Raw genomic sequence first — 20,989 nt, 5'->3', positions numbered from 1 at the left:
ATCAGACATCCTGACCCGCTGTTTTTGTTTCTATGAGGTAGTACTTGCGGCCAGTTTTTTCTGAGCACGCTGTTCACGCCGTTGTCCCTTACGGTTCGCAAAGGACTCCGACCCTCGGACAGCCCACCAGCGAAGCGACGCGACGACAATAAGGACGGTGCCGACGATCACGCCGACTTGATGCTCAGTCAAACCAGCAAATCGGAGCCCCTGCTGCAGGTAGCCGATTACGAAGGTTGCGAGCACCACGCCCAGGACACTTCCCTCCCCACCGAACATGGACACACCACCGATAACCACCAATGTGAGGGCGGGCATGAGGAGTGTGACTCCAACGTCCGGTCGTGAGGAGCCGAAGTAGGAGGTAAGCAGGATGCCCACCAAGCCGGCAGTAACGCCCATGATTGAGTACATCAACATGTTGATCTTGGTGATGTTGAGTCCTGCATACTTAGCCGCGTTGGGATTCATTCCCAAGAGGCGAACCTGGCGACCAAACGTTGTCTTGGAGATGAGGACCCAAAAAATCCCCGCCAACACCAAGAAGATCACCAGCATGTTGGGCACCGCGGGGATCAACTTCCCGATACCGATTTCGTTGAACCAGTCTGGGAGGTTTGAGATCCCTTCAAATGCGGAGACTCCACCCAGACCGGAAACCCCGAGGGCAAGTCCAGCAAAGAGAAATTGAGTACCCAGTGTGATCACCATCGGCGCTGCCCCGGTATAGACGATGAGCCCCCCGTTGATCAGGCCCGCAACCAGACCCGCAATGAGACCAGCCACCATTCCGACCACCATCGAACCGCTGAGAAGGTACGCGACACCCGTGGTGATTGCTCCGAGCGAGACAATCGATCCAAATGAAATATCGATGCCGCCCGACAGCATGATCATCGCCAACGGCAGAGCTAGCATGCCCGCCGCGACAAAGTCTGATGATGATGAGAGCAGTCGAATCGGGTCAAGGAACCTCGGGTTAATTGCCCCGAAGATCAGGATTTCAACGATGATCACCAACGCTAGGGATGTCTCCCATTTGGGTAGCGACTTCAAGAATCTCATCGGGTTCCTCCAACACTTGCTGACAACATCTCTGGCTTATCGGTGGGTTGGTTCAGCGCCTCAGAACCCTGACCCAAATCCGCAACCGCTGGGGGACCACCTTGATCCGTGCGGTCAAAGTCTCGGCGGTATCGTTCAGCAATCCGGCGCTGATCCATGCGGCGCCGAACAATCGCATCCGCAAACAGCGCGATTAGCAGGACCGCACCAATGACTGCGCTGGACCAGAATCCAGGAACACCCATGAACTGCATGGCCGAGGTCGCAGCGGTTATGAACAGCCCACCGAACAAGGACCCAATCACGGTTCCCACACCACCGGTCAGGGCCACACCGCCGATTACCGCGGCAGCAATGGCACTCATCTCCATGCCGACCCCAGCCTGATTTGAGATAGACCCGATCTGGGCGATGAAAACAACGGCTGCGAGACCTGCAAACAGACCGGAGATTGAGAAGGCAAGAACCGTCATGAGGTCTGTGCGAATGCCGATTAGTCGAGCGCCCTCTTCGTTACCGCCAGTCGCGTAGATGTACCGTCCCCATCGAGTTCGGCCCAAGAAAACCGCAAGAAGGATGACAAGGAGTATTGCGGCTATTACGAGGGCGGGAATTCCTGCGAGTGACAGCGAACCTAGTCTCGAGAACGAGCGAGGAATGTTCTCAATCGAGTATCCCCCTGTGATTAGGAAGGAGACGCCCCTGTACACCGACATCGTTCCTAGCGTCGCGACGATTGATGGGACATGCCCATAGGTGACAATTGCACCGTTGATCGCTCCGAGGACGCCACCCAACACTGCAATGAAGAGGATCACGAGCCACATGTTGGTACCTGCAACCAAGAGCTTTGCCCCGAGGATCCCCGAGAGGGCAAGGGTTGCCCCAACAGAGACATCGATGTTCTTGGTGATGATCACAGGTGTCACACCTGCGGCCAAGAGAATCAGGATGACGGCGGAGTTTGCCGTGCGGGAGAGGTTGTGTGGGCTGATAAAGGCGGTGTCAAAGAGGGCTACGACAACCAGGAGAAGTAGAACTCCGGAAATTGTGAGGATCTCACGCCGCTTCAAAAGCTCTTTCATTTCTGTCCTCCGTTGGTTACGTCGAAGCAGCAGTCGCGGACAGTCTCAAGACAGATTCTGTCTCCGGTTAGCTCTTCCTTAAGTTCACCGTCGCGCATCACAAGGATCCTGTCCGCGACCTCGACGATTTCCTCAAAATCTGAGGAAATAACGAGTACCGCGGTGCCCGAGGACGCCAGTTCGTTGATGAGTACGTAAAGGTCTGCGCGGGCTCCGACATCGACTCCGCGGGACGGCTCATCAAGGATCACGGTCTTGGGCGCCGATGCCAGTGCCTTGGCCAAAGAAACCTTCTGCTGGTTACCACCGGACAGCTTGCCGACTGCGCGGGAGAGGGATCCTTGCTGCAGGGCGAGGCGCTGTGTGAGATCTTTGACTTTGTCCTGTTCGAGTTTGGACTTGATGAAACCGCTCGCGCTGATGCTACCCAAGATAGTCGAGGTCGTGTTATGGACGATGTCCCCCAGAAGAAACACGCCGTTGGCATGACGATCCTCGGGAACATAGGCGATTCCAATGCCTGTTGAGGCCGCCGGAGACCGATGCGAGTAGTCGACACCGTCAAGCAGGACCTTGCCGCTACCATCGCGAATCCCGTAGACCGTTTCGACGAGCTCGGTCCTTCCCGAACCCACAACTCCCGCGATTCCGACGATCTCACCCGGGTAGACCTCAAACGAGATGTCGTTGAATCCCTGGCCGGTTAGCTTGTCTACTTTCAGCGTGGGGACCTCGACCTCAAAGGACTTGTCCCCCTTTGTACGTGCAGCAACCTGTACGGCATTAGGGACCATTTCCTGCACAACTTCGGCCACAGAAGTATCTGAGACCCGGGAGTTGAAGACCATGTTCCCATCGCGCAAGACGGTGACGCAGTTACATAGATCAAAGATCTCGTTCATCCGATGCGTGATGTAGAAGATGCCAACCCCGTCGGCGGCAAGAGCGCGAAGACGCTCGAACAGCGAATCAACCTCTCGAGCAGTCAGGGAAGATGTTGGTTCATCAACGATCAGCACTCTGGCATCCCTGAGCATTCCGCGAACAATCTCAACTAGCTGCTGGTCAGAAATAGACAGGTCACCAGCGGGGGCATTGAGGTTGATGTGGGGTGCAAGCGACTTCACAACCTCGCGAATTCGACTGGTTGGCACATTGAGGCCGGTAAGCGATAGCGAAATGTTCTCTTTGACAGAGAGGCTCGGAAACAGCTTCGGTTCCTGGGGAACCATGTAGATGCCGTTCTCGTGAGCCGACCGAGGGGAAAGACGCCTAAGCTCTTTTCCGTTGATAACCACAGAACCTGAGTCTGGAGTCACCACTCCGGTTAGGACCTTCATTAGCGTCGATTTGCCGGCACCGTTGCCACCGGCCAGGGCGTGGATTTCACCGGCACGCAGGTTTAGTGACACACCCTTGAGGACGGGTATTCCGCCATATGACTTCCAAACGTCTGAGACAGATGCCAAGTATTCTGTCTCTTCATGTTGGTCAACACTGTCAAGCATGAAGGCTTTCCTTTCACCATCCACCGCTTCGTGAACGTATGCGCAGGCTTTGCGCATACGTTCAGTATGGACAGTTGATAACCGTCCGTCAAGGCCGAAGCGGCTTCGTGCAGCTTCGTTACCGTCTTGTTACCAACGGCTGCCACCTGCGGTGTTCGGCGATCCGGGGGCGCCCCGCTACGCCCCGCGAGATCGCTTAACTCCGCCAGTTTCGGCGCAATAACGATGTTATCTAGCGGAGTTAAGCGATCTCGCGAAATAGCGACGACTAGAGCGTGGCAGCAGCACGGCAGAGTCCCGGATGCTGGCTGACCGACTGTTTGGAGTCGGCAGGCAACTGTTTGCTTGTTGAGGTTGGCGCCGGCGCTACCCCGCGTCATAACGGTGCGGGTTACGCCTTACGGAGCGGGTTTGGTCAACATAACGCCGTAATTTAAAGAGAAACTGAACCAAACTCGCTCCGTACGGCATAACTCGCACCGTTACCGTCTTGCCCTAGATGGCCCTCGCCTGCGGCGCTCTTGGATTTGGCCGTTGCACACGACTCCATGTGCGACTTGGGCGCGGCAGGAGAGCAGGATCGCGGGCGGTGGGAGCAAAAAAACCCCGGAACTTCAACAGTTCCGGGGTTCTCCTTACCACTAGTGGCGGAGAGTAAGGGATTCGAACCCTTGGTGCCATTGCTGACACATTGGTTTTCAAGACCAACACCTTCGGCCACTCGGTCAACTCTCCAGCGCTTCATTGTAACTAGGTGGGCCCAGAAGTGAAAACTGAGAGCCCGCCGGGATGCAACGTAGAGCCCGCCGGGGCGGAGATGCGGGCCCGCCGGGGTCGAACTGGCGGAGAGTAAGGGATTCGAACCCTACTCCCCCCAAGAGAAGATTGACCTCTGCCCACGTCCGCCCTTGCCACGCCTGTTCTGCGGGCGCCGCGGTGCCCCCTCGGGATGGTCTAGGAGCCCACGCGACAGCGCAGCCCCAAGCGGCGGCCACATCGGAACACGGCCAATCAAGAAGGCCTGGATCGTGTGATAAATGTCTGGGCGGGCTGAAATCGTGCCCTCCATCGGCTCGTTGTCCTCATTGAGGGCACGCGCGATCACACCCGGCTCCAACATCATGTAGTCATTGAGGTAGTCAATCCACGAGTGGTAGGAGTGCTCATAGGCTTCAACGTGCCCCGCATGGCCCCCGTCATCCAGTGTTGCCCGCCGCAGTGCCACCGTTGCGCAGATCCCCTCACAAAGGACCCACTGCAAACGTTCGGTAAGAACCGGGTTTCCCTCAAAATCTGTCGTGTGCACAAATCCCGGTTTGCCATTGCGTCGCCAACCGTCCTTACGCGCACGCTCAAACAGTTCGATTGAGCCCTGACCCAAGTAGGCTGGCTCTTTCAATCCCTCTTCTCGCAACGCCCCGCGCAGTTGCACACCGAGCCGCGCCAGCTCCATCCCGTGACCAATTACGAACCCGTAAGGGTAGTGCGGCACATTTGGATCATCCTTGTTGAAGTCAAGGAGAGGCCGCCAGTCGGCGTCGTGATGTTCCGGGACGCGCCACGAGTAATGACTGGCTTCCCGATAAGCGAAGCCCAACATTCTCTCAGCGCGTTGAATCCACTCAATATCCTGTACGGCCTCGGACGCAGCCAAGTACGCCTCCACCGTATGCATGAGAGAGTTCATGCCCCGGTACGGTTCACAAACTAACCAATCCCGACTGTAACGGTCTGCTACCAGCCCGTTTTCTTCGTCATACCAGTGGAGCATTTGGTCGGCGAGGGCGTCCTGCAGCAGCTCGTGGGCCCCGGGTCGGTTGGCATTCGTGGCTGTTGCTGCCGCGAGAATCAGAAACGCGTGAGCATACTGCCACTTAGAGTCACCGGCGTCAGCCCAGGGAACACCGTGTCCGTCCTCGTTCGGATCGTGGTCGATGGCGGTAAACCACCCGCCATACTCACGGTCGCGGAAGTATGTTTGCAGGCAGCGTACCCCGTGGTCAGCATAGCGACGACACCCTGGGATTCCCATCAGGACACCCAGCGAAAAAGCGAAGGTCATTCGCGCAGTAATGGCAAGATCAATAGGTTTGTCGAGGTCGAGGTGCCCATCGGGTCGGAAGTACCCAAATCCAGTCGGCGCCCATGCTGCGCGCCCTCTTTCCAAGAGATCCTGGAGTTGTCTGGAAAGCCACCGATTGTGCTCAACCGACTCTAACCAACCCATGTTTTCCACCTTTGGCTACATAGAACGAGGCAGCGCCTAGGGCGCCCGACCCATCATATCGCCCCAGACGGTCTACCCCTGAGTCTTAATACCTCTCTAGGAGGGCGTCGAGGACGGCGGCGGCACCATCGTGGTCAACAGCGCCTGTGGTTGTGTTCGCTGCGGCAATAATGTCAGGAGTTGCAGTTCCCATGGCAACACCGTGCGCGGCCCACTCGAGCATTGCAATGTCGTTGGTCCCATCCCCAACCGCGATTGTTCCGCGCCGGTCGATGCCGAGGTCGGAAACCAGCGTTTCCAACCCCTTCGCCTTTGTTGTTCCGTGGGCTGTGAGATCAGCCCACGATGTCCACCCAATGGCACACTCAACAGAGGACAGGTCAACGGAAGTGAGAGCGTCCTCGAACTCGACCCTGGTCAACCAGGGTGCGCGCACCACCATGCGCAATGTGGGGAAGGAAAGCAGCTCCTCAAGCTCATGCAGGTCTTCCACCGACGCTAACTCCCCCGGCGGGAAGTACTGGTTGACGCGCATGCGTTCGTCACCACCGTCAGCGCCAAGGATGGTCCCGGGAATCACCCCGAGGACCGCTTGAACTGCAGCGCGGGGATCAAAGTACGTCTCACTCAACGTCTCATAGACGTGGCGGCCGTCCTGGGCCCTCTCCCAGCGGACGATCTGTGCACCATTCGAAGAAACGGAGAAACCGGAGGGGAGTTCCAGCTCCTGGAAGACCGGGCGTGTTGCCGCAACCCCGCGTCCGGTGGCGATGACGACGTTGATGCCTGCCTCAATGGAGCTCGCAACTGTGCGTCGCACGTTCTCAGACGCGCCGTTCGCCGTCACGAGCGTCCCGTCAACGTCAAGAGCCACAAGCACCTTGGAGGGGTCATCGGGCAAGTCCGCGGGCAGAGCCTCTCGCGCGTGGTCTACCTGTTCTTCATATGGAAGGGAGGGCGCATCGTGAGGCGGCGGCGTAATCAGTGTTTGCAAGTGGCGTTTACCTTTGCCCGGGAGTCATTACTTCGAGGCCGCCCAGGTAGGGACGCAGGGCAGCGGGTACGTTGACCGACCCGTCCTCGTTCTGGTGATTCTCTAGCATCGCGACCAACCAACGAGTCGTGGCAAGCGTTCCATTCAGCGTGGCAACGGGGCCAATGCCGTCCTCCGTGCGCTGACGCACCGAGAGGCGGCGCGCCTGGAAGGTGGTGCAGTTCGAGGTCGAAGTGACTTCCATCCACCGCTCCTGGGTCGGAAGCCATGCCTCACAGTCAAACTTACGAGCCGCAGATGAGCCGAGGTCGCCCGTGGCAGTGTCTATAACCCTGTAGGGAAGCTCTACCTTTGCGAGCATCTCCTCTTCCATCGAGAGCAGCCTCTGGTGTTCCTCGGCAGCGTCTGTCGGGTCACAGAAGGAGAACATTTCAACCTTGTTGAACTGGTGGACTCTAATGATGCCGCGGGTGTCACGTCCCGCAGCTCCCGCTTCCCTGCGGTAGCAGGTTGACCAGCCGGCGTAACGCAGGGGCCCGTTGCTGAGGTCAAGAATCTCCCCTTCGTGGTAGCCCGCAAGCGCAACTTCGGAGGTGCCTACCAGGTAGAGGTCATCGGCAGGCAGATAGTAGATCTCATCCGCATGCTCGCCGAGGAACCCTGTTCCACGCATAATTTCGGGCTTCACAAGGGTGGGTGTTATCTGCAGGGTGAACCCGGCCTTGGTTGCTTGGTCTGCGGCCATTGAAAGGAGCGCCAACTCAAGGCGGGCCCCGATGCCACTGAGGTAGTAGAAGCGCGCCCCGGACACTTTGGCGCCACGCTTGACGTCTATCGCACCAAGGCCCTCACCAAGTTCCAGGTGGTCTTTGGGGGCGTACCCATCCTTCTCAAAGTCCCTTGGCGTGGGACCCTCGTGACGGAGAACCACAAAGTCGTCCGGACCGCCAATGGGTGCTTCTTGCTCCACAACGTTTGACAGGAGCATGGAGATCCGCGTGACCTCGGCATCGGCCTCGTCTGCTTTCTCTTTGGCTTCCGCCACTTTCGCCGACAGCTCACGCGCCGCTGCCAGGGTCGCCTGCCGATCCTCGGGAGCCGCGTTACCAATACTTCGAGATACGGTCTTGTGTTCAGCCCGCAGCGACTCATGGTCTTGGAGCGCACCCCTGCGCTTCTCATCTGCGACAATCAGCGCGTCCACCAGGTCCGGGTCTTCACCACGGGCTTCCTGGGATGCGCGGACTCTGTCTGGATCTTCACGAAGCAAACGCATATCAATCATGATCCCATCGTAGCGGTGCAACGCCGAGTGCCCACTGTCGGGCCAAGTTCACGTCCTGGGCTACTCTTGGATGCATGTCGAGCAGCGAGATTTTGTGGGCTTCACTGTCCCTTGGGGCAATTGTTGTTGTCGCCGTGCTCGCACTTGTCTTCGTACTGGTTTCGCACCGTAAGCAACGTGACATAACGGTCGAGGACGAGACCGGTTTGTTACCGGTTGATCCCGGCGCGACGGGTGAGGTGTGGGTGGTTGCGAACCCGACCAAACCATCCGACTATGACGCACTTCGTATCCAAATTAACGCCGAGGTCGTTCGGGCCACAGGCAGGCCCGCCAGGTGGATTGAAACGACGGTTGAGGACCCTGGAACCGGGCAGACCATTGAGGCATTGCGCCACAAACCCGCACTTGTGATCGCGGCGGGGGGTGACGGCACGGTACGCGCGGTCGCCGCGGGCATGGCTCACTCTAGGGTTCCGATGGCCCTGCTACCCATCGGAACTGGAAACCTTCTGGCACGGAACCTGGGATTGCCACTATCCCCGAAGGGTGCAATCCGTGTTGCGCTGACCCCGGTCAGTCGGCGCGTTGATCTTGCTTGGTTGAGTGTTGACCGAGTCCAGGTGAAGTCTGAACTTCCAGCCGAAGGTCGCCTGTTGAAGCAGGCTCAGGCCGAGGACGTTCGCGCTCTTCCGGAGGGCGTGCGCGAGCCAGCTGAAACCGAATACGCCTACCTTGTTATCGCAGGGGTGGGGTTTGACGGTGAGACGATGGCCAATACCACCCCGGAGCTGAAGAAGAAGGTGGGGTGGTCAGCGTACGTTCTCACCGCCTTGTCTGCACTGCGAATAGAACGCATGAAGGCAACAGTCACAGTCCTGCGGACAGAAGATGACCCCATTAATGGCACGCCGGACCTGTTCCACGCGATTCCAATCCCCCAGTCTGTTCGGGACGCTGTGCGGGCTTCCAGCGTTCTGGCAGCCCCCACGGGGCCCTCAACGGGCACGGACACAACGAGCGAGTTTGACATGACGGCGCTCCGTGCCAGAACTGTCCTCTTCGCCAACTGCGGGGAGCTTCCATTCGCTCAGTTGGCTCCATCGGCGCTGATCGATGACGGACAGCTGGACGTTATCGCCATTGACACCCAGGTGGGCCTGCTGGGGTGGGCGTACCTGTCGGTGAAGATCTTCGGCAACCAGGCGGGGCTGCACCCCATCAACGTCAAGAATGACCTGGCGAAGATCCAGTTTCGTCAAACCCCTGCAGCTCGCGTTGATATCTCCAAGCCGTACCCCGTTCAGGTGGATGGTGATCCTGTTGGGACGGCCCGCACGGTTACCAGCCGCTCCGACAAGGATGCACTGCTAGTCCGCGTCCCTTCGGGCACCCCGGGGGCGATCCCAGAGTGGGATCGCCGGATCTGAGGTCACGCGCCAAACCTCGCGATTGACTCCACCCAGTTGCGAGCCTCCACAAAGTCCGAGTCCTTGGTTCCGCGCTGAATCTCTGCCCGAATACCATCCACCCGCGGATAGGAGCCAAGGAACTGCACCTTCGGGCAAGTTCGGTGCAAACCAACCAGTGCTGCCTGGACCCGCTCTTCACGCACATGTCCAGCAATATCAATGGAAAAGGCGTAGTGACCTAGGCCGTCACCAGCGGGACGCGACTCAATGCGGGAAAGGTTGACTCCGCGCACACTGAACTGTTCCAGCATCATCAGCAGCGCACCGGCCTCGTCTGACGGAAGGCTGACCTGGATCGTTGTCTTATCTGCGCCGGTGGCGGGCGGGACATTTCCAGACCGGGCGGCCATGATGAACCTGGTTACCGCGCCCGGGTTGTCCGCGACATCGCTGACAAGTGGGACCAGCCCGTACCTCTCTACCGACGGGGCATTGCAGAGGACTGCATCAAAGGGGCGTTCTGCTTCCTCGCTTGCGAACGACCCAAGCAGCTCAGCCGCCGCGGCAGTGGAAGTGGTGGGAACGTGCACGACCTCGGGAAGGTTTGTTTCCGCCCAGCGTCGGCACTGAGCCCACGCATGCGGGTGGGTGCCGACACTGCGAACGTCATCGAGCCGCGTCCCTGGGAGCGCTGCAAGCACAAAGCGAACAGGGACAATCATCTCGGCAACAATGTGCAGATCCTCGCCGCGAGAGAGGGTGTCGATTGTTGCGTTGACGCCGCCTTCAATCGAGTTTTCGATCGGGACCACCGCGCGGTCCGCCACCCCGTTTCGTACAGCTTCAAGCGCCTGGGGTGCGGAAGCCGCTGGGATCAGCTCCGCTCCTGCCGGGGCTATCTGCCACACTGCCTGCTCGGTGAATGTACCGAACGGACCCAGGAAGGCAATCCGTACGCGGCCACCAAGAGGTGGTGGACCCGGTATGTTCGTCACCGTTGTCGCCTGCTGAGTCATACTTCCTCTTTACTGCCTAGTTCGGCCTTGCGCGCCCTCAGTCGCAAGCCGTGATTTTGTACAGCCGGGCGCCTCCGCCCTCGGCCACCAACTCAAACCCCTCAGAAGTGTCCACGCCGTACAGTCCCGGCATGCGGTCTGACCGCATTGTCCCGTAGTATGCACCGTCCGGATTAGAGATGAAGTGGGTTATTCCAGCGGCCCGCACAGCCTCGCAGACCTGGGGATCCTCGCTTATTCTGTCGAAGTTCTCCGTAATCATCTCTTGCGTCTCAGCATCGGAGTTCATCAGGGACAACTGTGGGAAGTAGGCCCAGCGTTGCCCGATCACCTGCGCATACATGGCGCCGGCCTGGGGGTCACCCAAAACAACCGCGTCCTCGGGCAGTATGTCCGGAAGTGTTGCCATCATGTCGAGGACGCCCTGGGCCGCCATGCCCGGTTTGCCCAGATTATTGGCATCCAGCACCGAGCGCGCTGCGCCGATGCGCGCATCCATGGCCCCCACCCCGCTGGCAACGATCAGCACACCGCCTAGAGCCACCGAGATCCACCGCTCTTGCGCGGCACTCCCCCGCGCCATGCTCATATTCCACCAGTTGACGCACCACACGGCCAGCCAACCGAAACCTATCGCCACCAGGGGGACGAGGGCGAGAGACATTGCCTCCATGACGCGCCGACCGTCAACAAACCAGGGGCCGACTATCCATTTACGGATGGGCCAATCCGGACCGTAGGCAAAGAAAACAAAAGTGGCGAAAAGCAGGTAGGACCAGACGGGCCATGCCACCGGCTTCAACCCTCCCGGCCACGGCACCCAGGCCGCCCGCCTGTAGCGTCCAAGCATGACTCGGAGTATCCCGGCAACGAGCAGTGCTGAGATGACGACGTTGAAAGCCATCAACCCAAATGTCAGGTTGAACGGTGGGTTGGGAACCAGCGCCTGGGAAATTCCTCTCGAAATATCGACGCCATAGCGGGGGTAGTTGCGCATCGACTCAACCTCTGGCGTCAACTGCACCCACACGAAGGCCACCACGCCAAACACTGCGGAAGCGACGGTCCCCAGAATAAGTCCCGGACGGCGCTGGCGCAGTCCACCTGCAATAAGTCGCCAGGCTCCAGCAAGAAGTGCGGGAAGCAACAGGAACAGAAGGTTGAACGCGTAGACCTGGTGGGCTTGGATGCCACCAAGAATAGCCAGGAGAGAAACGGCCAAGAGTAAACCAAATGTGGACCAGGACTCGCTGCGTAGGGGCAGAACGGACCGGACGTCCCCCGCGGAGGACGGCACGCGCAGGATACCCATCAGCGATCTGCCCAACAGGACAACAACTGTCGCCCCACCTGGGAGGAGTGCCACCGACATGGCGTTAGGCCACTGCGAGTAGGCAGTCAGAGCATCGGCAGGCATTGATGGGAGGAGGCCCGCAATAACTGCGGCGGCCAGTGCCGCGCGGCGACTGGGATAGAGGGTGTAGGTATAGACGGCCGCACCAACAACCCACACCGCCATCAAGGCAAGACTTGAAGCGTTGGCAGTCTGAACTGTTGTCTCAGGGGTGGCAAACAGCGAAGTGAAGGCGTGCCACCCGATCGGATAGCCGTAGTTGGTTTCCCCGCCGTAGTTGTGTGCCAAGCCGTTACCTGGCGCCCCAATACCAAGCTTAGTTATCCCCCAAACACCATTGAGGTGAAATGAGGGATCCCACTGCTGGACCGGGTTGCTCGGGGGTGCCACCACCATTGTGGGAAGGGCCGCTAGCAGCCAACCCACAGCTGCGGCACCCACAAAACCGACAGACCAGAACCGCATGCGGTAGCGAGGACGTCCCACGCTGATGACTCTGCTTCTGGTGAGGAAAAGTCCGGCTCCCGCTGCCCCGATCACCACGAGCACAGGGAAGACCCGTGCCCCAGACCAGAACCAACCGAGAGTCTCGTAAAGGATCGAGATGGGGAGGATCAATCCCGCAGTAACGGCCGGAGCGGCAGCAATTGCTGCGGCGGCGGGAATGCGAGCGAGCCTCAACCAGAAGTAACTGGTCCCCACCCAAACCGCGACCATTGCAGCCGCCAGACCAATCCACGGCAACCACGCAAGGAACTGCGTCACTTGGAAGTGTCATCCCCCGGCGTCGTCACAACTTCGGTTGCGACAATGCCACTTGCCACTACTTCGTCCTCGTACGCGTCGGCAACGGCCTCCCCGGCTTTGGCTGCAGCAGGGGCCTTGGCCTTACGTTTGTTGAGGACAATCTCCACCACCATCGGCAGAACTGAGACTAAGACGATCAAAAGGACAATGACCTCAAGGTTCTCATGCACAAACGGCACGCCACCCAGTGCCGCACCCGCCCAGGTGACGCCAACACCCCAGATGAGCGCGCCAAGCATGTTGTAGCCAATAAACTTGCGGTAAGGGTATTCGGCAATCCCCGCAACCAGCGGCACAAACGTCCTCACAAATGGAACGAAACGTCCGATGACGAGGGCGCGTCCCCCGTACTTGTTGAAGAAATGCTCTGCCTGGTCCACGTACTCCGTCTTCAGGAAGCGGGCGTCGTCCTTAAAGAGGCCTCGACCGAATTTCTTGCCAAGGAAGTAGCCCACCTGGGAGCCAAGGAAAGCCGCAAGAAGGATCACCCCGATCATCACCCACATGTTGATGCCCAACTGGGAGTGCAAGAGCCCTGCTGAGAAGATCAAAGAGTCGCCGGGCAGCACTGGAAAGAGCACACCCGACTCAATGAAGACGATCACTGCGACACCGAGCAATACCCAGGGCCCCATCGCAATCAGCAGGGAGGTGGGATCGCTAAACCAACCCACAACAGTGTCGAGCCACGAGCCCCCTGTGGAAGGGAGAAGCGGCAGTGCCGCGTGCACAACGTGCGCATCGACAGTGGATACAGCTTGGACCAGTGCGGTCTCCATGAATACCTCATTTTCGAACGGGGTCTACAGACAACGATCCTATTGGAGGTCGCGGAGTCCACCTATGAAGTGCGTCCAATCTCAAATTCTCTGCGGGACGGTTACGCGAACCTCCGGCGACCCCTCGTTAGACTGACCCCATGTCGGAAGAATCGGAAGTGGATGATGCTCGCGGTGAGCCCACCTCTGTCCAAGACGTTTCCGACGGACGAATCGCCCAATCCCGGCTGGACCATCCCGTCTTTGTCTCCGACTCAATCCCCGGGCGTCAACGCCGCCTTGAGGACGGACTAGAAGCTATCCTCTCCCTGGCCGGAGTTGGGTTGGTTCTACTACTGGGCGTCTATGCACAGTCGACAACGCAGGGCGTTGAAGAAGATGTCCGCGCCGCCCTCGCCCAAGTGATTCGCCAGATCCTCTTCCTTCCACTCAGCCTGCTTGAAGGCATTTTTGTCATTACCGTCCCCATCGCGCTCATCATTTATTTGCTGCGCCGCGGGGACTACACGACAATCCTCTACACCGTCCTCACCGGCATCGCATCCGCTCTCTGCGGGTGGGGAATACTCCTAGCCCTTCCCCACCTGCCGGAAGCAATCACCGCCAGTCTGGTCGTCACTACACCCACCGGTACCCTCAATTCTGTCAACGTTGTTTTCATGGTTATTACTGCCATGGCGACAACTGCGGGAACGACCTCGGCGTCCAAGAGCGTCAGCTTCACGTGGATCGGCATCTGGGTCCTACTGCTTGTCTCACTGATTCGCGGAACTGCAACACTTCCCGGCATTTTGGTCACCGTTCTCCTTGGACGAGCCTTCGGTTGTTTTACCCGGTGGATTGGTGGATTCAACGACTCTCGCGCGCTGCCCGCCGACCTGGTGGATGCGGCAATCACCGTAGGGATCAACCCCTCCAGATTCGTGCGGATCGATGTCCCCACGGACCACCAACCGCTGGAGACTTGGGAAGTTTCGGAAAGTGATGAGACCCCGGACTACCGCCTCGGCATGATCAATCCGCCACTGGTGACAACCCCGGTCTCTGAGTCCGAGGGCGAATTCATTGTCACCCCCCAGTACGCCCGCGATTCGGACAGGCAATACCAGATGTGGGACGAGGATGGACGCATCCTGGACGTCCACGTCCTCGACCCTGATGCGGGCCTTCTGTCGCTAGCGTCTGACCTGTGGTCAAACATTCGTGTGCGCGGCACCGAACGTCTCATCAGTCCCGCCATCAAGATCAACGCTCAAAGGGAAATGCTGGCGGCCGGCATGGTCAAGGATGCCGGGGTGAGGACGCCCAGGCCGCTCGCCCTGTCCGACGCGGGCACCTCTGTTGCGGTTTTTTGGGAGCCACTGCCCCCGACCATCCCCCTGTTACGGCTGCGCGATGAGGGATACGACATCAGCGACGACACTCTGGATCAAGCGTGGAGCCAGCTCAAGGCGGCGCATGCCCGGGATATTTGCCACCGCAACCTGGATGTTGACTCGCTCACTTTGGACCAGGACTTCAACCTGTGGATGCTCAACTGGAACCAGTCGGACATGGGCTCCAATGACATTTCTCAGCGCATTGACTGCGCACAAATGCTGGTCCACCTGGCTCTCGCGACTTCAATAGACCGCGCCATTGCATCCGCACAACGCGAAATTGGAACCCCGGAGTTGCTTGCTACCGCGCTTGTGCTTCAGTCCGTCGTACTGCCAGCCGGGTTACGAACCAGAGCCCGCAAGGACAAAATCATCGACAGCCTGCGGGATCGCCTCTCAGAGATCACCCCGGCCTCGCCGGTTTCTGAGCCGATCAAGCTGCAGCGTTTCTCCCCGCGCACTGTCATCATGGCGCTTCTCCTAGTTGTCGCCCTCGTCGCCGTCATGGGTAGTTTGAACTTCGAAGCTCTTGAAACAGCCCTGCGCGACGCCGACTATATTTGGCTGTTCATTGCCTTCGTGGTTGGTTCAGTGACCTGGGTGGGAGCTGCGATTCCCCTGGTTGCTTTTGCACCGAAGAAGATCCGGCTGTGGAACGCGACCCTCGCACAAATGGCTGCCTCTATGGTTACCGTGGTCGCACCTGCCGGCATAGGGCCAGCCGCGCTCAACATGCGCTTCCTCAATCGCGAGAAACTGTCGACCCCCGTCGCTGTCGCAACCGTGACGCTGGTGCAGATTTCACAATTCGTTACCTCTGTGATTCTGCTGTTGCTGGTGGTTGTGGGCACGGGCAGTTCGGTCAGTAGCCTCAGTATTCCAACCATGACAATAGTCTGGGTGGTCGCCGCCGTTGGGACATTACTTGCAGCCGTCCTTGCATTCCCGAAGGTGAGGAAGTGGATCTGGGACAAGGTGCGCCCGTCTTGGGACCAGGTCTACCCGCAGCTTCTGTGGATTATGGGTCACCCAAGGCAACTGCTGATTGCAATCGGCGGCAACATCCTCATGAACCTGGGATACATCGGTGCATTCGGCTTGTCGCTGGCCGCCTTTGGATACTATCTGGACCCACTAACTCTGGCGCTGACATACCTGGTGTCGTCCACACTCGGTTCAGTCATCCCAACTCCCGGTGGTATCGGCCCGGTCGAAATGGCTTTGACCGCCGGACTGCAAGTTGCTGGTATTCCACCGGCTATCGCCCTGTCAACAGCAGTCCTCTTCCGCCTGGTTACCTTCTACGGGCGTATTCCATTCGGTTGGATCGCGTTACGCAATATGGAGAAGAAGGGGCTTCTCTGAAGGTTTGAGGCGGGTAGTTGGCGACACACGGGGCGCGCCAACCTGTCATCACGGGTCGCGCTGGTCATCGACCTCGATCGCATTGCCAATATCGATCTTCATCTGCGCTGTGACCCACGCGGTTTCCCCAAGCCGCCCCAGCGCGACGGGACCATCAAATCCGAGGACGCTCATCCAAATGTCAACCAGCTCTCGATGGTAGGTATGACCGTGACCTGCCGGGGCCGTACCCGCAACAGGAAGATCAGCAACCAGTTGAAGATAGGTTGCAACCGGGGTGAAGTGCATGTCCGGCACGTCCAAACCCGCTCGCTCACGAATCCAGTCCGGCTCTTTGAAGACCAGGTCGGAAGAGAACCACACAACCGGGTCTGAAGCGTGTTGCGCAAACACCGCTCTCGGGAAAAGCCAGGGCCCCAACTCCCTGCCGTAGCGGTCCCGCGTTAGCTGCTCCGGGTTGTTGACGAAGCGAATATGAGATCCATTTTCAAACACCGGGGCAACCTCCGGAGACCCCTTGTGTCGGGATTTTGTGAGCTGCCGCAATAGTTTCGAGGCCTGGGGAGAACCTGTCCAGATCGCTCCGTCAACACGCTCAGTCAGGTCATGGGCGTCGGCGAAAAGGTCTTGTGAGCCGTATGCGCCAAGGGACTCTCCACCGACAATAACCAGTGGACGCTCATCCTCCGGTAGTGTCGCAACCCGCTGCGCGACCTTTTCAAAAAGCATAGTCCCGGCCTTCACGCACACTGACAGGTCTGAAACCATCAGTGCCGCGGAAAAAAGGTACGAGTACTGCATGGTCACCACAGCGCAGTTGCCGCGAGTCAGGTATTCCATTGGCTGCACCAGCCACTCATCCACCCAACCGGATCCGGTCGCCGTGTTGACCAGGATTAGGGAGCGTTTGAATCCACCGGCACGCTCAAGGTCTGCCACCGCAAGATCCGCAAGCTCATCTAGGTTGGTATCGGCGGTGGGCATTCCCGCATAGATACGGATCGGCTCCATCGCGGGAAGACCTGTGACGTCCTCGATCATTTCGGCACTGGGGCCCTTGCCGATGAACTTCCTCCCCTGGCCGCCGATTGTCTCCCATGGGACTAGGGATTGCTTAGACCCTGACCTCTCCGGGACCTCGGGGCGGGCATATCCGTCGGCACTGGTCGTATTCAGCGCTGCCGCCTTGCGTGCGAAGATCGCCATCACGGAGCGGAAAACAACCCTGTTGGAGATGAATAGGACCAGTGCAATCACGGCCACTAGCGCTATCGCAAGAGCAAAGGGGCGGTAAATCCAGTTGGCAAGGAAGGAGACGATGAGGTTGAAGATTCCCCGCAACAGGCCGACCACGGTCAGCACCGCCGCAAACATGACGAAGCTCGCGGCCAGGCCAATCAGGTACTCCACCAGGTTGACCTGCTTCATCTCCTGGAGCGCAGCCGCCTTCTTGCTGGCCCAGAACGACTGCCAAATCGACCTCATTGTCCACAGCGTCACCGCGGCCACCAGCAGATAGGTGCCAGTTTGGGTGACGCTTTCGGGCGCCGAAATAGAGACATCCAGTGCTCTCAGCAGAGCTGCGCCCCCCTCTTGGAGAGCCCATCCCAAAACGTAGCCCAAACCCATGAGGATTCCGGAAACAAACGCATGCCACCACCAGCGGCGGGGCAGGACGGACGGGGTCACGGAGATTGCGTAGAAGACCATCGTGAACAAAACGCCGAAAAGCGATGGCTCAGCCATGTCTGCTAGCACCCCCAGTTCGTGTTTTGTACCCCGGTGCAGAACACAACGCGCTGATCCTGCCAGATCACGGTACCGCCCCGCGTGATTTAGAGGCAAAATCAGTACATGAGTAACAGGCTGCCCCACCCCGACCCACTGCCCCCACTATTCCAGGAAGTTGCGCCCAACATGGCCATTCCTGATCCGTTTGCTGCACCATCTTTGCGCTGGGGAATCCTTGGGGCCGGTGGTATTGCACGCACCTTTGCCCGGGATGTTCCCAAATACTCAAACCAACAGGTCGTCGCGATTGGTTCCCGCGAGCTCTCGCGCGCCCAAGCGTTCGCTACCGAAATGGGACTGCAGCAAGTTGGCACCTACGGAAGCTACGAAGAGCTGGTGCAAGCAGACGACATCGACGTCATCTACATCGCCACACCGCACATGCGCCACCGCGACGATGCGCTCCTGGCGTTGAGTGCGGGCAAGCCCGTCCTCGTCGAAAAAGCGTTTGCAACCTCGATAGACCAGGTCAATGAGGTGTTTGATACCGCCGAAGCCAAAGGCCTCTTTGCGATGGAAGGGATGTGGTCGCGACACCTGCCGCACTACCACTTCATCCGCGCCGCAATTGCATCAGGGCGTCTGGGACGCCTGGTTGAAGTGTCTGCAGACCACGGGCAACGCCTCACCCACATCGCTCGGATGACGGACCCCAACCTGGCGGGTGGGGCCATGTTAGACCTCGGCGTCTACCCAATCTCACTGATTCAGATGACGCTGGGAAAGCCGACCGAACAGGTCGCACTGGGGCGCCTCTCTGACCTGGGCGTTGACCTGGGGGACGTGGTGATTGGGAAGCACGAGGGCGGACTATCTGTGGCCACATGCCAGATGGATGGAGCGACGTCGATGCACGCCATCCTCACGTTTGAGGCCGGGACGATCGAACTTACCAAGAACTTCTATGGGCCAACGAAGGTGAGGTTGACCGTGTTCGACCTCGATCCCGCCACTGGCGCAGCCGTGTCCGTGCACAAACAGAAGTGGGATGCACGCGTTCCCGGCGGATTCCAGTACGAGGCCGCAGAGGCTGCCCGCAGAATCACCTCGGGAGATCTAGAGTCCCCTGTCGTCCCCTGGTCGGCGACCCGCGAGGTTCAGGAGATGATGGATGACGCGCTGGCGCAGGTTGGGGTGCGGTACCCGCGGTTCTAGCGGGCTAGGCCCGCGCCGTCCACACCAGTGTCGTGTACGGCAACGCGAACGGGGCAAGCGGGTCAAACCCCAGGTGCTCCAACAAATACCAGCGCAGGTTGTCCTGCATCTTTGTGCGACGAGGCGGGCTCGCCGCAAGGTATGACGACCGGGTGCGGGCAAGGCGCAAGCACTGCTCCACAGTCAGGCTCTGCTCCCAGCCGACCTCCGTCAGCAGCGGACGCTCAAACAACGGACCCAAATCCGGGGTGCGTTCGCGCCGCACCACATCACCGGAACGCATGATGCGGCTCAGCCTGTGCACCCAGGGGACCTCAACCGCCAACTGGTTGGCGACCAGTGCGAGGGCGCCTCCGGGGCGCAAGATCCGCGCCGCCTCAGCAGCAGCAAGCGGAATGTCAAGCCAGTGGGAACACTGCGCCCACACCACCAGGTCAGATGAGTCGGCCGCAAGCCCGGTGTCCTCGGCGGTTCCCGCAACAACCTCCAGCAGTGGGCCACCTCCGACCAAGTCCGCCCTCGCCTCCTGAGCCCAAGAGCCTTCCTGCAGCACCTCCCGCATTGCCGAGGACGGTTCAACCGCGACCGTCCTCACCCCACGCTCAACCAAACCCCGCGTGAACTGGCCTGTTCCTGCACCCACATCCACGGCGCTCCCAACCCCGTGGGCCGAGGCCGCAAGCACCGCGTCGTAGGCACCTGCCGGATAGGTGGGCCGAGTCTCTTCATACTCGACGGCTTCCGCACGCCCAACCGTGGCTGCGAACGGGTTTATGAACCCAGAGTTTCCCTCAGTCAAACTTTCGGCTGCTTTCCGCGCCTCGACTTCTTGCTTCGACGGGGTGTTTCCTTGCGCTGGCCCTCCAGGTCTCGCAGCGCCTGCCCCAGCACGGGATATGAAAACTTGAATCCACTGCGAGCCAACGCCTCCGGCACCGCCCTCTGGCCCGCAGCAACCGTCTCATCAACCATGTTTGGCGTCAGTGCGATCCGAGCCACGGGACTTGGGAAAGGAATGAACGTCGGCCTGTTCAAGACACGGCCATACTCCCTGGTGAAGGACGCATTGCGAACAGGATTCGGTGCAGTGAGGTTGACCGGCCCGGATACCTCGCCGTCCAACAGAGCGACCATGGCGGCAACATGATCGTCGATGTGGATCCAGGACAGCCACTGCCGACCATCCCCAATTCGGCCCGCCACGCCGAACTTGAACAGGGGTCGCAGAGCACCTAGGAAACCTCCGCGAGGCGAGAGGACATTGGCCGTCCTCAGGCGCACCACCCGCACCCCTAAGTCTGCGGCAGGAAGCGCCGCATCTTCCCACTTCTCACAAACATCAGCTAAGAACCCGGTTCCCACCGGCGCGTCCTCGGGAAGCAGGCGATCCCCACAATCGAAGCCGTAGATCCCCACCGCACTGGCCGAGAGGAAGGCTTTGCACCGGTCCGATCCCTCTTCACGGGCATCCGCAAGCGCTTGCACAACCGTCCTCGTTGACAGCACCCGTGAGGAAAGGATTTCCCGTTTGTACTCCACTGCCCAGCGGCTCCCCGCGATTGGCGCGCCCGCCAGGTTGACCACGGCGTCCACGTCAGTGAGTCCGAGCCCTGAAATTGTGTTGGCCTGCGGATCCCACTGTCTTTCCGACTCGCTGGTGGCCGGCTTGCGGACAAGGCGAACGACCTCGTCCCCCCGCTCGACTAGCGCGGCGTCAAGGCGGCTCCCCAGCATCCCGCTGGCACCACCAATGGCAATCTTCATGTC

Annotated in this window: 15 protein-coding genes and 1 tRNA gene; 3 read left to right on the top strand and 13 right to left on the bottom strand. The window is 59.5% G+C overall.

The features are described 5' to 3' along the window. Positions 1-30 precede the first annotated feature (30 nt). From H2O65_RS00660 to serS, 7 genes are all read right to left on the bottom strand, one after another. The gene (locus tag H2O65_RS00660; protein ID WP_182141714.1) at positions 31-1,065 is read right to left on the bottom strand and encodes an ABC transporter permease subunit; all 1,035 of its coding nucleotides are present in this window, start codon (positions 1,063-1,065) and stop codon (positions 31-33) included. Then, complete coding sequence (locus tag H2O65_RS00655) at positions 1,062-2,150, bottom strand: ABC transporter permease (RefSeq protein ID WP_182141713.1); 1,089 nt, start codon at positions 2,148-2,150, stop codon at positions 1,062-1,064. Before H2O65_RS00655 ends, H2O65_RS00660 begins: the two co-directional genes overlap by 4 nt. After that, entirely contained in the window at positions 2,147-3,658 is a 1,512-nt protein-coding gene (locus H2O65_RS00650) for a sugar ABC transporter ATP-binding protein (RefSeq protein ID WP_182141712.1), read from the bottom strand. The genes H2O65_RS00655 and H2O65_RS00650 overlap by 4 nt, the downstream gene beginning before the upstream one ends. Before the next feature lie 645 nt (positions 3,659-4,303). Next, positions 4,304-4,393: transfer RNA gene (locus H2O65_RS00645), tRNA-Ser, on the bottom strand. A 130-nt stretch (positions 4,394-4,523) separates the two neighbouring features. Continuing rightward, complete coding sequence (locus H2O65_RS00640; protein ID WP_182141711.1) at positions 4,524-5,885, bottom strand: AGE family epimerase/isomerase; 1,362 nt, start codon at positions 5,883-5,885, stop codon at positions 4,524-4,526. A gap of 85 nt (positions 5,886-5,970) precedes the next feature. After that, positions 5,971-6,879: an HAD family hydrolase gene (locus tag H2O65_RS00635; RefSeq protein ID WP_182141710.1), complete on the bottom strand. Its 909-nt coding sequence runs from the start codon at positions 6,877-6,879 to the stop codon at positions 5,971-5,973. 7 nt (positions 6,880-6,886) lie between these two features. Beyond that, on the bottom strand, positions 6,887-8,164 hold the full coding sequence (serS, locus tag H2O65_RS00630; protein WP_182141709.1) for a serine--tRNA ligase: 1,278 nt from the start codon (positions 8,162-8,164) through the stop codon (positions 6,887-6,889). 74 nt (positions 8,165-8,238) lie between these two features. Between serS and H2O65_RS00625 the strand changes: the two genes are divergently transcribed. After that, positions 8,239-9,594, top strand: a complete 1,356-nt coding sequence (locus H2O65_RS00625) for a diacylglycerol kinase family protein (RefSeq protein WP_182141708.1) — start codon at positions 8,239-8,241, stop codon at positions 9,592-9,594. 2 nt (positions 9,595-9,596) lie between these two features. Here H2O65_RS00625 and pheA read toward each other — a convergent pair whose 3' ends face one another. The 3 genes from pheA to H2O65_RS00610 are packed head-to-tail and all read right to left on the bottom strand — an operon-like array spanning position 9,597 to position 13,532. Next, a complete protein-coding gene (gene pheA, locus H2O65_RS00620) occupies positions 9,597-10,592 on the bottom strand; it encodes a prephenate dehydratase (RefSeq protein WP_182141707.1) in 996 nt (331 codons plus the stop codon). A 37-nt stretch (positions 10,593-10,629) separates the two neighbouring features. Continuing rightward, positions 10,630-12,711, bottom strand: coding sequence for a DUF6541 family protein (locus tag H2O65_RS00615; protein ID WP_182141706.1), 2,082 nt, complete (start codon positions 12,709-12,711; stop codon positions 10,630-10,632). Then, positions 12,708-13,532: a DedA family protein gene (locus H2O65_RS00610; RefSeq protein ID WP_182141705.1), complete on the bottom strand. Its 825-nt coding sequence runs from the start codon at positions 13,530-13,532 to the stop codon at positions 12,708-12,710. Before H2O65_RS00610 ends, H2O65_RS00615 begins: the two co-directional genes overlap by 4 nt. 140 nt (positions 13,533-13,672) lie before the next feature. Here H2O65_RS00610 and H2O65_RS00605 point away from each other — a divergent pair, with 140 nt between their 5' ends. Further along, the gene (locus H2O65_RS00605; RefSeq protein ID WP_182141704.1) at positions 13,673-16,276 is read left to right on the top strand and encodes a lysylphosphatidylglycerol synthase transmembrane domain-containing protein; all 2,604 of its coding nucleotides are present in this window, start codon (positions 13,673-13,675) and stop codon (positions 16,274-16,276) included. A gap of 48 nt (positions 16,277-16,324) precedes the next feature. Here the strand turns inward: H2O65_RS00605 and H2O65_RS00600 are convergent, their stop codons facing one another. Further along, positions 16,325-18,022 carry an alpha/beta-hydrolase family protein gene (locus tag H2O65_RS00600; protein WP_182141703.1) on the bottom strand — a complete coding sequence of 566 codons (1,698 nt, stop codon included), beginning with the start codon at positions 18,020-18,022 and terminating at the stop codon, positions 16,325-16,327. 108 nt (positions 18,023-18,130) lie between these two features. Between H2O65_RS00600 and H2O65_RS00595 the strand changes: the two genes are divergently transcribed. Beyond that, positions 18,131-19,222, top strand: coding sequence for a Gfo/Idh/MocA family protein (locus H2O65_RS00595; RefSeq protein ID WP_220458757.1), 1,092 nt, complete (start codon positions 18,131-18,133; stop codon positions 19,220-19,222). Positions 19,223-19,226: 4 nt separating this feature from the next. On the opposite strand, the gene H2O65_RS00590 is transcribed toward H2O65_RS00595, so the two are convergent. Together H2O65_RS00590 and H2O65_RS00585 are read right to left on the bottom strand one after the other, a co-directional pair. Beyond that, positions 19,227-20,021: a class I SAM-dependent methyltransferase gene (locus H2O65_RS00590; RefSeq protein WP_259349540.1), complete on the bottom strand. Its 795-nt coding sequence runs from the start codon at positions 20,019-20,021 to the stop codon at positions 19,227-19,229. Further along, positions 20,018-20,986 (bottom strand): TIGR01777 family oxidoreductase, encoded by a 969-nt coding sequence (locus H2O65_RS00585; RefSeq protein WP_182141702.1) that lies wholly within the window; start codon positions 20,984-20,986, stop codon positions 20,018-20,020. Before H2O65_RS00585 ends, H2O65_RS00590 begins: the two co-directional genes overlap by 4 nt. Between the last annotated feature and the right edge of the window lie 3 nt (positions 20,987-20,989).

The organism is Schaalia sp. JY-X169 (assembly GCF_014069575.1).
Taxonomy (GTDB): domain Bacteria; phylum Actinomycetota; class Actinomycetes; order Actinomycetales; family Actinomycetaceae; genus Scrofimicrobium.
The sequence above is the reverse complement of the archived record's forward strand: the minus strand, read 5'-3'. Positions and strand labels throughout refer to the sequence as shown.

Coding starts and splice junctions, on each gene's coding strand:
- H2O65_RS00625 (WP_182141708.1), top strand. CDS start 8,239: ATGTCGAGCAGCGAGATTTTGTGGGCTTCACTGTCCCTTGGGGCAATT.
- serS (WP_182141709.1), bottom strand. CDS start 8,164: ATGATTGATATGCGTTTGCTTCGTGAAGATCCAGACAGAGTCCGCGCA.
- H2O65_RS00660 (WP_182141714.1), bottom strand. CDS start 1,065: ATGAGATTCTTGAAGTCGCTACCCAAATGGGAGACATCCCTAGCGTTG.
- H2O65_RS00600 (WP_182141703.1), bottom strand. CDS start 18,022: ATGGCTGAGCCATCGCTTTTCGGCGTTTTGTTCACGATGGTCTTCTAC.
- H2O65_RS00650 (WP_182141712.1), bottom strand. CDS start 3,658: ATGCTTGACAGTGTTGACCAACATGAAGAGACAGAATACTTGGCATCT.
- H2O65_RS00655 (WP_182141713.1), bottom strand. CDS start 2,150: ATGAAAGAGCTTTTGAAGCGGCGTGAGATCCTCACAATTTCCGGAGTT.
- H2O65_RS00585 (WP_182141702.1), bottom strand. CDS start 20,986: ATGAAGATTGCCATTGGTGGTGCCAGCGGGATGCTGGGGAGCCGCCTT.
- H2O65_RS00640 (WP_182141711.1), bottom strand. CDS start 5,885: ATGGGTTGGTTAGAGTCGGTTGAGCACAATCGGTGGCTTTCCAGACAA.
- H2O65_RS00595 (WP_220458757.1), top strand. CDS start 18,131: ATGAGTAACAGGCTGCCCCACCCCGACCCACTGCCCCCACTATTCCAG.
- pheA (WP_182141707.1), bottom strand. CDS start 10,592: ATGACTCAGCAGGCGACAACGGTGACGAACATACCGGGTCCACCACCT.
- H2O65_RS00610 (WP_182141705.1), bottom strand. CDS start 13,532: ATGGAGACCGCACTGGTCCAAGCTGTATCCACTGTCGATGCGCACGTT.
- H2O65_RS00605 (WP_182141704.1), top strand. CDS start 13,673: ATGTCGGAAGAATCGGAAGTGGATGATGCTCGCGGTGAGCCCACCTCT.